The sequence below is a fragment of the Collimonas sp. genome, from assembly GCF_035566375.1.
Classification (GTDB): Bacteria; Pseudomonadota; Gammaproteobacteria; order Burkholderiales; family Burkholderiaceae_D; genus Collimonas.
Map to the genome: position 1 here is coordinate 197,383 of NZ_DATMRK010000012.1, position 14,523 is coordinate 211,905.

A 14,523-nucleotide genomic window follows, 5' to 3' on the forward strand; every position below is an offset into this window, starting at 1 on the left:
AACATACATAGTTCGGATGTTTAGCTAAGGAAAACTCTAAGACACCCCTCTCGAAGGGGTGTTTTTTTGTCGTGCGGAATATGAAGATATGACCTGCGCCGCTCTTACGACTCCTCAAAACCCAGCGTACATAGATCAACATTGATCTGTTTAGACTGCGGCGCAGTTTAGTTAAACTGCGCCGCCGTTTAGTAGCGCAAAAGCCACATATGTCGCCAACCCAGCGTTCTTGGTCATCGCCCTGTAACGGGAAGTCATTAGGCTCTCGCACTGCTGCACTATCCCGATATTTTTTCAATAAGGCCTACTGATGAACAAGAATTCGTATCCGGCGCTGCGCCGCAATGCGTCCCAAATCGCTGTCGCCGTGGCGACTCTGTGCGCCGCCGTGGCCGGCGGCCAGGCATACGCCCAGGCCGTGGCCGCGGCGGTTGCGCCTGATGCGGCAACGGTTGCGCCGGATGCAGACAACGGCCAGGTAACCGCTGTCGAAATTTCCACGCGCAAGACGCGTTCTACGGTATCCATGAGCGGCAATGAAATCCAGAAAATCCTGCCCGGCGTGAATCCGCTGAAAGCGTTGGAGACGCTGCCTGGGGTAAGTTTCCAGACCGCCGACCCGTGGGGAAACAACGAACAGAATCTGTCGCTGTTCGTGCATGGCTTTAATGGCCAGCAACTCGGCTACACGATGGATGGGGTGCCGCTCGGGGATCAGCAATACGGCAACTACAATGGCTTGTCGCCGCAGCGCGCCATTACAAGTGAAAACGTGCGCCGGGTTGTATTGTCGACTGGCGCCGGCGATCTCGGTACGGCATCGACCAGCAACCTCGGCGGCGCCATCGAAACCTTTTCCAGCGACCCGCTGATGACGCACAATGTCAACCTCCAGCAAACCGTCGGCAGCCACAATACCTCGCGCACCTTCATCCGCGTCGATACCGGCGAATTCGGCGATGGCAATAGCGCCTACATTTCAGGCCTGCACCACGAAGCGAGGGCCTGGGATTTCAAGGGCCGCCAGAGCGACGATCAGATCAATGCAAAATTCGTCCACAGTGGCAGCGCCGGGAAGTTAACCCTGTACGCGGACTACTCAGACAAGACCGAGCCGAACGAAGATGCCACCGTGCACGTCGCTGGTGAAAAAAGCGCACCCTATACCCGGCCATTCCTTTATCCGGATTTTCCGGCGGCACTGGCCTATCTGTCGCCAACCGGCGCCACACCGGCCGCAGACGGCAGCAACTACCGCAACTACTATAGCGATGCGCAACGCACCGATTTCCTGACTTACGCCAAATACGAGGCCAACCTTAGCGACAACCTGACCTGGACCAATCAAATCTACTTCCATCACAACGACGGCGTCGGCGTGGTGGCGGGGCCTATCGGCGCGGCAGGGCTGCCGGCCTTGTTCTCCGTCTATTATCCGAATCAGAACCTGAAACAAATCTTCGGCAACTCGGGTTACGCTACACGCACTACCGAATACACCATCAACCGCGACGGCTACCTGTCGACGCTGCGCTGGGAGACCGGTAATCACCAGATAGAATCGGGTATCTGGCTTGAGCATAATCGCTCGGAAGCATATCGGCGCTGGTATGCCCTGGACGTCAATAATCCAAGCTCGCCATATACGCGTCCGTCGAATCCGCTGATCACTCAGTACGGCAGCGGTATCGACAACAAGGTAGCCCAGTTCCACCTGCAAGATGAATGGAAACTGCATCCGGATGTCACGCTGCAAGCCGGCTTCAAATCCAGCCTGCAGTTCGCTGACGGCCGCTTCCCGGTGCAGGAAGCGCCGGCAGCCATCGGCAACGGTTCGCAGGCGTTGCCGGTAGGCGAGATCGTCACCAAGAACTGGTTCTTGCCGGGTGTCGGCGTGCGCTGGAATCTGTCGCCGCAAGACCAGGTGTTCGCCAACGTCCAGAAAAACATGCGGCAATTCGTTACCTACGGCGCTGGCGGCGCATCGCCTTGGAGCCTGGCCAGCCAGCAGGCGTTTGATTTATTCAAGTCGACGGCGAAGCCGGAAACTTCAATTACCTACGAGCTCGGCCTGCGCGACTCTCGCAAGCTTGATTGGGGCGTGATCAAAGCCTTCGACGGCCAGATAGATCTCTACCATGTTGATTTCAGCAACCGCTTGCTGTCGATCAGTCCGACGCCCGTCATCAGCTCGATCGTAGGCGGTACAGCCATCCTGGCCAACGTCGGCAGCGTCAAGACCGACGGCGTCGATCTTGCCGGCACCTTGCATTTTGGCCGCAATATCTCTTTCTACGATGCCATCTCTTACAACAAATCCCAGTACGACAGCAACTACACGTCGGGTACCAATGTGGTGCAAACCGCCGGCAAGACGGTGCCGGGTGCGCCAACCTGGATGAACAAGTTCGTCGGCACTGCCACCGTCAGCGGCGTAGAGATACAGCTAATCGGCGATTTTGTCGGCAAGCGCTATGCGACTTATACAAACGATCTCCATGTGTCCAGCTATTTCCTGATGGGCCTGAACCTGTCCGGCAAGCTACCTTACATGGGCAGCATATTGAAAAATCCGCGATGGAACTTTAACGTGACGAATCTGGCGAACCGGCAAGGTCCGCTGGAAGTGGTGGTAGGCGCCGCCAGCGGCACCTACAACACATATCCGATTCCGCCGCGCCAAGGTTTCCTGACCTTGAAGGCCGATTTTTCATGAGGCCTGGCATATAAATATAAGCCGCCACGCGAAGTTTAGCGCCGCCAGCCATCAGGATGGCCGGCGGACAGGTGAAGCCACTTATCATGCCTGCGGTGCTATAGAAATCAAATCAATAAAGCAGATGAGTATGGATTCGGTCGTTTAGCGCGCTACTTCTTTGAGATAAGTATTGCGGGCAGCAAATGCGGTAGGCGTGAAATCTGTAAATACGCCGTCAACACCGGCTCGGAAGAAGGCCATGTACTCTGTCTTTGGATCCCCCTTATAAGCACCTGCCAGGTATTTCACCTCGTTGCGGAAGGTGAATATATGGACGAATAGACCGGCCTTGTGAGCATCACTGATCAGGCTGGTTGGCGTGACGCTGTCGACCTCGGCCAAGCTGGCTTTGGACAACGAATCCCTGGCTGGAGCGGCGCTGAGCGACATTGCCTGCGGCTTCCACGGACCTATGCCGTCGGCGTAGGTTTTGACCTCGGCCAATCCTGCAGGCGTAAGCATGGCGCCAAAGGAGCGCGGATCACCCGCTACGGTCCAGCTGTATGGGCGGCCACTGACGAAGGTGTTGGGTTTGTCAGTGATGAAAATGGTTTCGCCGGTCTTGAAGTTCATGCCGTTGCCATCGACCAGCTGAACCGCTTTGGATTTCAGGCCGATGGAGCGCAGGTATTTCAAGCTGGCCGGGTCAAAGCTTTGCACAAAGACCGGGGCCTCTTTGCGATTGAGATCGTTGTCTTTGAGGGCTTTGAGGAAAGCCTCCTCAAACGGATGGCTGCCCGGTGTGCCGCAACCATTGGCAATCGCCTGGGCATTGTTCCAGATCGGATTTTTGCTTTCTGGATAGGTCGTAATGACGCGACCTGTCGCTGCGCTTTTAGCTTTTGCAATGTCGATCACCTCCTGAAAACTCAAAATCGGCAACTTGCCGTTAAGTTCGGTTGGGCGCTGCTCGCGCGCATCGTAAGTGGTACCGCCTATCCATTGCCTCAGTTCGGCCATCGTGAAATCGCTGATTGACCAGTCGTTGGTATGGTCTTCGCCATCAACGATTAATGATTTCAATACCGATTTCGGATCGGTGGGGTCGGTCAAGTCACTCAGGTACTGTGCCGGACCATTTTCTGTCGTGGCGGGATATCTGACATTGACCAATACGCCTGGAACAGTGCGCTTACGGCTTGCAACTTTGGGATTCGTCTGCGCGACTTCGCTGATGTTGGTGTTGTCGCTCAACCATGGATTGTGGCGCGCCACCAATACGCAGTCTTTGGTCATGTGCAGATCCAGTTCGAGCGAATCGGCGCCGGCATCGGCTGCATTTTCGTAAGAAGCGCGGGTCTCCTCTGGATACAGTCCCGGCAGGCCGCGATGTCCGATAATTAACGGCGGCGCACCGTCAAGGGTGTTGAACGCAGCAGATGCGGTTGGCCCGGAGCCAGGTGAACTCCCATTCATACTGTTACAAGCGCTCAATAGCAGGCCGCATCCAAGAACGGTAAAGTGGGCCAGGGATTTTGTGACAAGGGGCGGACACAGGCGAGTGTACATGGCTAATCTTTCAAGATAGTGGGGAATGGCTGGCAACCGATAATAGCTTAGGCGCATGACAGAATCGTGACGATGCAAGTACGGCCGTCAAGCCTGACCAATTACGGTCGTTTCAAACAGATACAAATAATTGCGGAAATTGCGCAGCCAGACCCCATGTAGGGTGGTGTTGAACCAATGGGGCGGTTATGCAGGCCATATGCATAATATTCGCTTGAGTAATTCTTCTTCCTTGTTATAGGAGCAATCGTTATGAGTCCGCAAGAAACCCAAGCACTACAAGATTTTCTGAATCAACTGATCCAGGTGCGAGGCATAGCCAAAGATCCACAAGCCGATGCCTTGATTGCCGGCGCCGTCGCACAGCAACCGGACGCAGCGTACCTGCTGGTCCAGCGCGCGCTATTGATGGAGCAGGCGCTTAACACCGCCAAAACACAAATTGCTTCGCTGCAGAGCCAGATCCAGATCCAAGCAGCGCAAACTACCCCATCACGCAGCTTCTTCGATCCCAATGCATGGGGTAACACTTCGGCTACAGCATCGCGCCCGGTAGCACCGCCGGCAGCACCCCCAATGATGGCGAGCATGCCTGCGGCAATGCAGCCCCCTCTTATGCAAAGCCCGGCGCCAGTGGCGTCGCCGGGCTTCTTTGGCGGCGGCGTCGGCAGTGCGCTAGGCACCGTTGCGGCTACGGCTGCAGGCGTGGCGGGCGGGGCGTTCCTGTTCCAGGGAATTGAGCACCTGATGCATCCCGGCAGCAGCGCCGGATTTATGAATCAAGCCGGCATGGCGCCTTCGACGCCATCAACGACATCGACGGAGAACAACACCGTCAACAATTATTACGGCGCCGATACGGCAAAGGATGACAGCACAAGCACGGACGACGTGGTTGCCGACGATACCAGTGGAGATGATGATTCCTCGATAATCTAGGCGTCAGTGCGCGCCGTCGTAATCGATTCAACGCCTCACCTTAGCCGGTGGGGCGTTTTTGTTTGTGCCGGCGACGCCAGCCAAGAGATATAGCCTGCGATGTGGGCCAACAACCTTTACCTAAAGGGTAGCCGACGAGCTGTCTGTTCACATCACCCCGGAAGCCTTTCCGCTGCAATAAATTTATTTCCGATAAGCACTAAAAGATATAGATCGTTCTACCCATGTCTTGTACAATTCCTCCACATGTCAGCTTGAAATCCTGAGCATTTTTACGGTTGCCTGGCGATTGGCGGCAGTTTTCGCGTCAGAAGATAGCGTCTTGTCATGCTGTTGTTTTGCTTACAGACGTGCTGCAGCAAGTTTGACATTTCATAGGAGAGTACGTGGTGGACAGCAAAAATAGGGCGGGCAGAGACAAGCGCCAGCAAATGGTGGAAAAGGCGACTGAGCTTTTCTCCATGCACGGTTTCCATCCGGTCGGCGTCGATCGGATCATTGACGAATCTAACGTTGCGAGAATGACCATGTATCGTCATTTCGCTGGAAAAAACGACCTGATCGGGGAAGTCTTGGCACAGCGCTTCACTTTCATTATCGACAGCCTCGTCCAGCATCTGGAGCCGATGGCAGACGCCAGCGCCCGCATCAAAGGTATTTTTGACTGGTACGGAGCCTGGTTTCGCAGCCCTGAATTCGCCGGCTGTCTGTTCGAACGCGCGCTGGCGGAATTCGGCACTTCCTATCCCGGCGTGTCTGAGGTTGCCATTCGCTACAGAGTGAAAATGCTCAGCTGGTTCGAAGAACTGTTACTGGAAATAGTACCAAGCAAGAATGCAAAGCAGTTGGCCGGCATTTTCATGATGCTGCTCGACGGCGCCACGGTCGATGCCCGCGCGTTCAATGATCCGTCGGTGGCAGAGCGAGCCTGGCAGGCCGCGGAGCTGCTGTTGAATCAGGCCAGAAACCCAGCGTAATCAGTGTAATCAGCGTAATAAAAGCGGCGGGGGAGTTGTTTCGCAGGCGGCCCATTGAGGGCGAAAAATGGAAAGAGGTTCAGAAAGCTAAATCGTATAACAACATCGTGCGCGCCGTGAGGAACTATCGCCAGCAGACAGTAGCGGGCGGCTTAGGAACCGGTGGCCAGCTTTCAGTTCAGGGCGATAACGATACTGCGCCGCTCCAAACTAAAAAGAAAACCACGAAGCGCCCGCCTACTCAATAAGTTTCAGCGTAAGCGGCGACCCCATGCCCACCGTGTGTTCGCGCCACATGATTCGGACCAGGGCCGAATCGAGCAGTCATGAAGTCGACAAAGCTGGCGAGCTTGGCCGTCAGCTTGCGTTCGGGCAGATAGACGATATGTACCGGAAACGTCGGCGCCGGCAAGTCGGCAAACAGTCGGATAAGTCTCCCTTCGGCAATCTCGCGCTCCAGCATCATCTCCGGCTGCAAGATGATGCCGAGGCCGGCGAGCGCGGCTTCACGTAATGCCAGGCCGCCGCCGACATCGAGGCGGCCAGGCACGCGCACCATCTGTTGCGAGCCGTCAGCGAGGATGAAACGCCAATCGCGCTCAGGGCCGCTGTCAAATCCGAAAGCGAGGCAGTGGTGATTTTCCAGATCCTTCGGTGTTGCCGGTGTTCCGTGTTTTAACAGATACTCGGGCGCCGCGCAGACGATCCGCGGCGAGGGCGCCAGCGGCCGCGCGATCAGATTCGAATCCGGCAAGGCGCCAACACGGATCGCAGCATCGAAACCGCCATCGGCAAGATCGACCACGCGGTCGTTCAGCGCCAGCTCCACATGCACATCGGGATAGCTGTCGAGGTAGTCCCTCATGGCCGGTGCAAGTTTGCAGGTGGCGTAGATGATCGGTGCACTCACGCGCAGGCGCCCGCGCGGCCGTGCTCGCATATCGCGCGCATCGATTTCCGCCGACTGCAGCTGCGCCAAAATGCTGATGCACTGTTCGTAGTAGTTGCGGCCGGTTTCAGTCAGATTCTGGCGTCGCGTGGTGCGGTTGAGAAGGCGCGCGCCAAGCAGGCGTTCGAGCGCACGGACGTGGTTGCCGACCATGGTCGGGGTCATGCCGCTGCCTTCCGCGGCTGCGGCAAAGCTGCCGCGCTCGATGACGCGGACGAAGATCGACATGCTAACGAAGCGGTCCATTCAGAAGCCTGATTCAAAAAGTTTAGATTCAAAAGGTTTAGATTCAAAAGATCTGGATTCAAAAGACATATTTACGAGTGAAGTAAATAGATCATCGTTTATCAAATTCAACTATGCAAACATAATTTGCACACGTCATTTGACGCAATCAACAAAGGATCGGCATGAACTTGCAAAACAAGAAAGTTGTGATATTTGGCGGTAGCTCCGGCATCGGATTTGCGACCGCACGCGCCGCGCTGAACCAGGGCGCGACGGTGCTTGTATCGTCCTCGCGCCAGGACAAGGTGACGGCGGCGGTCGCGGAACTCGGTGCGGGTGCCGACGGCCAGGTTGCGGACTTGACCGACGCCGCTTCGGTCAGCCAGCTGTTTGCCGACATCGGCAGTTTCGATCATCTGGTCTATACGGCTGGCGATAGTCTGCAACTTGACGAACTGGCGCGTACGGACATGAGCGTGGCGCGCAAGGCCTTCGATTTGCGCGTGTTTGGCGCGATTGCCGCGGTGCAAGCGGCGGCGCCGAATATCCGGCACGGTGGATCGATAGTACTCACCAGCGGCATCGCCAGCGTGCGGCCGCAGAAAGGCTGGACGGTGGTTGCCAGCATTTGCGGCGCGATGGAGGGCTTCATGCGTGCACTCGCGGTCGAGCTGGCGCCGATCCGGGTAAACATCGTCAGCCCCGGTTTCGTGCGCACACCGTTGTGGTCGAACGTTCCGGAGAGTGAACGCGAAGCGATGTACCGCCAGGCTGGTGCGGGGCTGCCGGTTGGGCGGGTCGGCGAGGCCGACGATATCGCGCAAACCTATATCCATCTGATGAACAACGCGTATGCTACCGGGCAGGTGATCGTGATCGATGGCGGTGGCGTTTTGGTCTGAATCAAGGGATGGAAAACGAGGAGCGCTCAAACCTTAACCGGCCTTGGCCAGAATGAGCACGGCGCTCTTGATGGCATTCGCGATATTCGCGCCGACCTTCTCGTCGTCGGCCGAGCGTGCTAGCGTGACGCCGCCGGACAATACCGATAGGATGGCCCATGCGGTCTTGCGACGTGCGGCTAGCGTGCCGTGCTGCAAGCCGTTGGCTACGGCATCCACCACCTTCAGCAATTCTGCCTCATAGGCGATCTTGGTGTCGCTATCGGCGCGCGCAACATCCGGTGTCAGGCTCTGCAGCGCGCAGCTTTCTCCGAGTTCGCAGCTGCGCCTTACGCTAGTGTAGAAGTCAGCGAATGCAGCCAGCCATGCATCGCCTTCGCTGGCGCGCAAATGTTCTATCCCCTCGCGCAGCTCGACCAGGCCGATCAGGGCGGCAGCTTTGAAGGCCTCGGCCTTCGAGGGGAAATGACCGTAGAACGCGCCCGAGGTTACGCTGGCCTCCTTGGCCAGGCCGTCGACACCGATGCCGCCATAGCCAAGGCGGCGGAATCCCCGCCCGACCGCGCCGAGAATCCTGGTTCGCGCCTCTTCTTTTTGTCCTGGTCCGTACTTCATATTGGTTCTCGCACTGATCGTTTGTGATTTAGGGCTTGACTAAATAACGATCGTTATTTATAACATTGTATAACGATCGTTATTTTTAAGGATGTATAGCGATCGTTATATCACGGCCTCGCTTTGCCACGCAACGCACGCAACATTCCGTGGCGACCCCCAAACCTCACGATTGGAGATACTCATGCCCCTCACACTCACCCTGACCGAAGGCGTATTACCCAAGGGCCAGGAAAAAATCGCATTCGCTCGACTCTCCGAAGCCATGTTGAAATGGCACGGCTTGAGCGGCAACAAAGTGATGACGCCCAACGTCATTGGTTCGATCCACGTTCTACCCAAAGAGCAGACGTTCACCGGAATGCAGGAGACGGCCGTCGCCTTCATCGAATGGAAAGTACCGTCTTTCGCTTTCACCAACCGCGAGGTCCAATTGGGTTATTTCGAAGAAGCCACAAATATCATTTACGAAATGTCTGGCGGCAAACAGCCCAAGGACAACATTTACATCAATGTCGTTCACGCCGTGGATGGCGCCTGGAATCTAGGTGGCAAGGCGCGGACCAATACGGAGTTGGGTGAACTCGTCGCCCGAAGCTGAGCCTGGTGTTTTGATGCGGGGCGGGCATGCCGCAGAAGCAATGAATGGCCGGTCTGATACAAGCAGGCGCACAACTCTGCTTTTATCTGTGGCCGGCCAGTTTTCACCTCAATCCTATCGTGGAAAGTATTTGACGATTCCTTCAAGCAGCATGCGAACGTCGCCGAACATCGTCGCTATTTCAAAGGTGATGATGAACAGCGCCGCCTGATAGGCCGCAGGGTAGTGAGCCAGCAGCATGCTGCTGCGCCGGCCATAGAGCTTGATCACGCTGGTCCGCGTGCTGAGCCAGACACAGGCTAAACCCAAAATTCCGCCAGCGAGAATATCGGTAGGGTAGTGCAAGCCGAGATACACCCGTGGCAGGGCAATAAAAATAAACGTATAGAGATAGAGCAGGGTTCCAGTCATTCTTGAAATCAAAAAAATTCCGGTGGCAAGGCTGAAAAATAAAGTGGCGTGATCGCTAGGGAAGGAATTCCATATATACAAAGCCTGGCTCTCTGGCACCGGTAGTCCGACGAATGTGTGATAAGGCAGCGCAGTGTTGGCAAACGGGCGCGGCTGATACGGGCCCATATTGTTCGCGGCTCTGGCAACGAAGACGGCGACCACGCAGCCGATCAGGGTGGCGATAATGATTTCCCTGGTCTTTGATTTAGGATCGCTATCCCTGAACCAGAAATACCAAAGTATGCCCATGAAGGGTATGCCCTTGAACAGATCCGAACCGGAAATGTAGTGAACGATCTGGTTGAAGGGCGCTGACATCGATGTGAATTGCGCCAGCCAATTCATCACAGAAAGATTCAGATAATTGTTCCACATGATAGCCGCCTCCCCTTAGTCATACTGTTACGCATTTTGTTTGCATGGCAGGCTCCAGCGTTCGGAGCGCATGCCGTCTTCTTCGTTTTTTTCATTAGCATCTGTTGTGGGTAACCCGGCTGTGACTGTAATCCATATGGTCGTTGTTGCGTTATTTGTTGCGTTATTTGCTGCGTTATTTTATCCGGCAGACCGCGCAGGAGAAGCAAGCCGTTCTGCTGAAATCCAGGACAGAAAATTTCACCCCCCCGTTTTGATCTCATCTTAAGTTTGAATAGCCGAAGGCGCCTTTGCGCACATTTTTGTTGCCTTGAGTAATCATTTTCGATGGGCCGGATATTTAACGAATTTGTGCCTTGCACAATTAAATATCTGGACGATACTAAGGGCTAATAACATTCATCCGAATCTCTTGTAAATCGCAATGAAATATTGTCCAGCAGAAATTTCATAGCTGCCGAGATACGATAATTGGATAAATAATATCTCATACATTTCTATGATCTTTCGTATTCGAAATTTTTTATTTTCATTATGTGGCCTGTCGGCAATGCCCATTCTGTAAGGGTTCGACAACGATTCATATTCGGATATCTTGCATGCAGCTAAGTCAAATCTCAAGGTTTGACATGCTGGCAATCTTGATGCTGCCACATTTTTTTTCGATCAGCAGCTTAGTTGTTAATGTGAAAACCGATGTGCTACTAATTGTAAAAAAACGGGCCTTGAATGAACTCACGACATAAATTGCAGTCTCTAGGTGACGTGCTTATGTTGTATTGCAGCATAGGCCGCGCAACTCCTTTTCATGTCGAAAAGCCGGGCTAACTTCTCTTTCCCTATTTAAAAAAGGTAGGGGAGCGTGGGAGCCAGTTCCGACTTTGCTCAGATTCCTGATATCCGCCAGTACCTGGTGTGATAAGTATTTTGTTGAAGGAAAGATCATGCAAAAAACACGTCTCTCTGATGCGCCACGCGCCAGATCAATATTGCAATCCCGTCAGGACAACGAGGCATCCGGCTGCGGCCCACAAGACGAGCACTTAGCGTTCGCCTGATGCCGATACCCGTGTGACAAACATTGCGCAAGGGCCTTTGCATGTGCTGCAAACACGCCCTGCATTCCATCCATCATTTTTCTTGCCGTTTCTGTTTTGTCTTTAGCGCGCTTTGATGTAGCCGCCGTTGTAACAGCTGACCTGAAAGTTGAAGTAAAAGCTGACACCAAGCAACTGCGCGATTCAATCCTGCGATGACAAGAAGCGGTGCTTATAACTCGCGTTGTGTACGTTTGCGTACGGAATCGATCGACTTATTAGTTTACTTTTCGTTTAGCTTTCGCCCGTGGCTTGCATCTTTTGAAAAATACATGCTTCGCCAGTTACCGGTTTTCCGACGAGCCGATCTGATTTTTTAAACGACTGTTCCTGCCATTTTTTTGGAAGGAAGAAAGTTTTTTCAAGTGTCAGTGAAGTCTAGTCAACAGATTTTTGGTGCAAGCAACGCACTATAAGAGGTATGCAATGAACAGAAGAACAAACCGCCGCGCAGGATTTTTCCAATTGTCATGTAAGGTAATTTTTCTCTTGCCAATATGCTCCGGCGTACCGCTGCTAGCCGTCGCCAACGACTTGGTGCCGACAGACGTCATGCCGCCGCCCGATGTCATTGTGGCAGCGCCGGATTCGGTCAAGCCCTATGCCGGTTACGGCGTCAGCTATGACAGCAATCTGCTGGGATTGCAAAATTCCGCCGCCGCGCAAGCCATGGGGATAGGCAGCGATCTATCGGATTACACGCGCAGGGCGCTGTTCGGCCTGGCCATCGACAAGAGCATCAGCCAACAGCATCTGACGGCGAATGTGAGTGTCGCCAAGGTCGATTACGACAGATTCCAGCAACTCGATCATCTGGATAAAAACCTGGCCGCCAACTGGAACTGGCATGTCGGGCCTCACGTCGAGGGCAATGCCGGCATCACCTATTCGCAAGGACTGACTCCTTTCATCGATTTCCATTTGCTGGAAAAAAACCTGCGCACGCAAGAGACTGCCTATGTTGACGGCTCTTGGCTGTTCCACCCGAGCTGGCGCGTACACGCCGGCTTGGTACACAGCAAATTGTCGTACGACCTGGATTCGCAACGGCCGGCCGATAATTCACAGAATCAAACTGAGGTGGGGCTCGACTATCTGGCCGCCACCGGCAGCACCGTCGGTGTCCAGCTGCGTCATACCCGCGCCGATTTTCCGAACCCGGAACAGATCGCCGGTTCGGAGGTGTTCAACGGTTATAACCAGGATGAAATCAAGGGCAAGGTTGACTGGATGTTGAGCGGCAAGACCAAGCTGCACTTTTTAGGCGGCTGGGTCAGTAGAAAACAAGATGCCCCGTCCATCAGGGATTTCAGCGGCATCAATTCGCGGGTCGCCGCAGACTGGTCGCCTACCGGGAAAATCGATCTCACTGTCGCCGCGTTTCGCGAGATCGGCGCCGTCGACGATCTGTCTACTGTCTATTCCATGAATCACGGCGGCAGCATTGCGTCGGCTTGGCAGTACTCGGAAAAAATCCGCCTGGTAGCGCAATTCAAATATCAGAAAAGAGATTTCAGCCAATCGATAGAGACCGGCACCCCCGGCTCGCCGAATCAAAACGATGTACTGCGCAACACGGCGCTGACCATGATTTACAACCCGACGCTGCATTGGCAAGTCCAGTTGTCTGGCATCCGCAGCACACGCGCTTTAACCAGTACGCCAGGCGGCTTTGTGAATAACGGCGTGATGCTGAATACACGCTATGCATTTTGAGGTAGGGAAAAATGACCGAGAATGACATCCCGCTAGTTTCCTTCTTCAAGCGCCTGCTTGACCCGGCTATTATTCTTGGCTCCTTGTATCTGGTCATCGTGGCAAAGGACGAGGTGTTCACCGGTAATTACCTGGTGCTGATGATTATCGCTTTCTTCATTTCCTCGTATATCTACGAACAGATCGACTTGTATCGCACCTTGCACGTTGTCAAGCAACTTGGTTACGCGGGCGATATTTTCTTTGGCTGGATGATCATCGTTGCAGTCCTGGCGTTGATGGGGCAGGTGACAGGATTGCGCTATGAATTTTCCGACAGCGTCATATGGACCTGGTTTGCGCTGGCCCCTTTCGCGCTGCTGCTGAGTCGTTTGACCGCACATAAGCTGGCGTTCAATTTCGGCAAGAAAGTTGAAGTCCGCTCGGCGGTAATCGTCGGTTCCAACGAACCTGGGAGCGATATTCACAAGTCCCTGATGTCGGGTAGCAACGCTGGCATCGATTTACGCGGGTTCTTTGACGATCGCGATCAAACCAATCGGCCCTCTGACCTGACTAGTCCGTACCTGGGCCCTATCGCAGAGGTTGGATCTTATGTACGCGAGCATAAGATCAAGACGATCTTCATCTGCTTGCCAATGTCGGCGCAACCGAGAGTGCTGGCCTTGATGGACGAGTTGCGGGATACCACAGCGTCGGTCTACTTCGTGCCCGACATTTATACCTTCGGACTGATACAGGCGCGTCTCGACCATGTCGGCGGCATCCCGGTAATCGGCATCTGCGAAACGCCATTCACGGGTCTGCGCGGCGTAGTGAAGCGCGGCAGTGACATTGTCCTGGCGTTGTTGATTCAGATCCTGCTGCTGCCGGTCATGCTGGCGATTGCGATAGGGGTAAAGCTTTCTTCGCCGGGCCGCATCATTTTTTCCCAGCGCCGGTACGGCTTGAACGGCGAGGAAATCGTGGTCTACAAATTTCGCTCGATGGCCGTCACCGAGGATGGCGCCGTGGTCAATCAGGCTAAGAAAAATGATGCCCGCGTGACGAAATTCGGCGGTTTTCTACGACGTACCTCGCTTGACGAACTGCCGCAGTTTTTTAATGTATTGCAAGGCCGCATGAGTATCGTCGGCCCGCGGCCGCACGCTGTCGCCCATAACGAAATGTATCGCAAGCTGATTCAAGGCTACATGTTGCGGCATAAGGTGAAACCGGGAATTACCGGATGGGCGCAGGTGAATGGATACCGCGGAGAGACCGATACCTTGGACAAAATGCGTTCGCGCATCGAATTCGATCTGGAATATTTGCGTAACTGGTCATTGGCGCTGGATCTATGGATCATCGTTCGTACGGTCAAGGAAGTGCTGAAAAAAGACAGCGCGTATTAGTTCACTCAAG

Annotated in this window: 11 protein-coding genes; 7 read left to right on the forward strand and 4 right to left on the reverse strand. The window is 54.5% G+C overall.

From position 1 onward, the window contains the following. The first annotated feature begins 310 nt into the window (after nucleotides 1-310). Complete coding sequence (locus VNZ60_RS03380; RefSeq protein WP_325657002.1) at nucleotides 311-2,716, forward strand: TonB-dependent receptor; 2,406 nt, start codon at nucleotides 311-313, stop codon at nucleotides 2,714-2,716. A gap of 144 nt (nucleotides 2,717-2,860) precedes the next feature. Here VNZ60_RS03380 and VNZ60_RS03385 read toward each other — a convergent pair whose 3' ends face one another. After that, entirely contained in the window at nucleotides 2,861-4,174 is a 1,314-nt protein-coding gene (locus VNZ60_RS03385) for a glycerophosphodiester phosphodiesterase family protein (RefSeq protein WP_325657036.1), read from the reverse strand. Nucleotides 4,175-4,519: 345 nt separating this feature from the next. On the opposite strand from VNZ60_RS03385, the gene VNZ60_RS03390 reads away from it, so the two are divergent. Continuing rightward, complete coding sequence (locus tag VNZ60_RS03390; protein ID WP_325657003.1) at nucleotides 4,520-5,206, forward strand: DUF2076 domain-containing protein; 687 nt, start codon at nucleotides 4,520-4,522, stop codon at nucleotides 5,204-5,206. Between the two features lie 431 nt (nucleotides 5,207-5,637). Continuing rightward, on the forward strand, nucleotides 5,638-6,183 hold the full coding sequence (locus VNZ60_RS03395) for a TetR/AcrR family transcriptional regulator (RefSeq protein WP_325657037.1): 546 nt from the start codon (nucleotides 5,638-5,640) through the stop codon (nucleotides 6,181-6,183). 241 nt (nucleotides 6,184-6,424) lie between these two features. On the opposite strand, the gene VNZ60_RS03400 is transcribed toward VNZ60_RS03395, so the two are convergent. After that, complete coding sequence (locus tag VNZ60_RS03400; protein WP_325657004.1) at nucleotides 6,425-7,378, reverse strand: LysR family transcriptional regulator; 954 nt, start codon at nucleotides 7,376-7,378, stop codon at nucleotides 6,425-6,427. A gap of 164 nt (nucleotides 7,379-7,542) precedes the next feature. Here VNZ60_RS03400 and VNZ60_RS03405 point away from each other — a divergent pair, with 164 nt between their 5' ends. Next, a complete protein-coding gene (locus tag VNZ60_RS03405; protein WP_325657005.1) occupies nucleotides 7,543-8,262 on the forward strand; it encodes an SDR family oxidoreductase in 720 nt (239 codons plus the stop codon). Nucleotides 8,263-8,295: 33 nt separating this feature from the next. Here the strand turns inward: VNZ60_RS03405 and VNZ60_RS03410 are convergent, their stop codons facing one another. Next, entirely contained in the window at nucleotides 8,296-8,877 is a 582-nt protein-coding gene (locus VNZ60_RS03410) for a TetR/AcrR family transcriptional regulator (protein WP_325657006.1), read from the reverse strand. A 184-nt stretch (nucleotides 8,878-9,061) separates the two neighbouring features. On the opposite strand from VNZ60_RS03410, the gene VNZ60_RS03415 reads away from it, so the two are divergent. Further along, nucleotides 9,062-9,478 carry a 4-oxalocrotonate tautomerase gene (locus tag VNZ60_RS03415; RefSeq protein WP_325657007.1) on the forward strand — a complete coding sequence of 139 codons (417 nt, stop codon included), beginning with the start codon at nucleotides 9,062-9,064 and terminating at the stop codon, nucleotides 9,476-9,478. 114 nt (nucleotides 9,479-9,592) lie between these two features. On the opposite strand, the gene VNZ60_RS03420 is transcribed toward VNZ60_RS03415, so the two are convergent. After that, complete coding sequence (locus VNZ60_RS03420; protein ID WP_473964749.1) at nucleotides 9,593-10,276, reverse strand: phosphatase PAP2 family protein; 684 nt, start codon at nucleotides 10,274-10,276, stop codon at nucleotides 9,593-9,595. Between the two features lie 1,616 nt (nucleotides 10,277-11,892). Here VNZ60_RS03420 and epsL point away from each other — a divergent pair. Further along, nucleotides 11,893-13,119, forward strand: a complete 1,227-nt coding sequence (epsL, locus tag VNZ60_RS03425) for an XrtB/PEP-CTERM-associated polysaccharide biosynthesis outer membrane protein EpsL (RefSeq protein WP_325657009.1) — start codon at nucleotides 11,893-11,895, stop codon at nucleotides 13,117-13,119. 11 nt (nucleotides 13,120-13,130) lie between these two features. Further along, nucleotides 13,131-14,513, forward strand: a complete 1,383-nt coding sequence (locus VNZ60_RS03430; RefSeq protein ID WP_325657010.1) for an undecaprenyl-phosphate glucose phosphotransferase — start codon at nucleotides 13,131-13,133, stop codon at nucleotides 14,511-14,513. Nucleotides 14,514-14,523 lie beyond the last annotated feature (10 nt).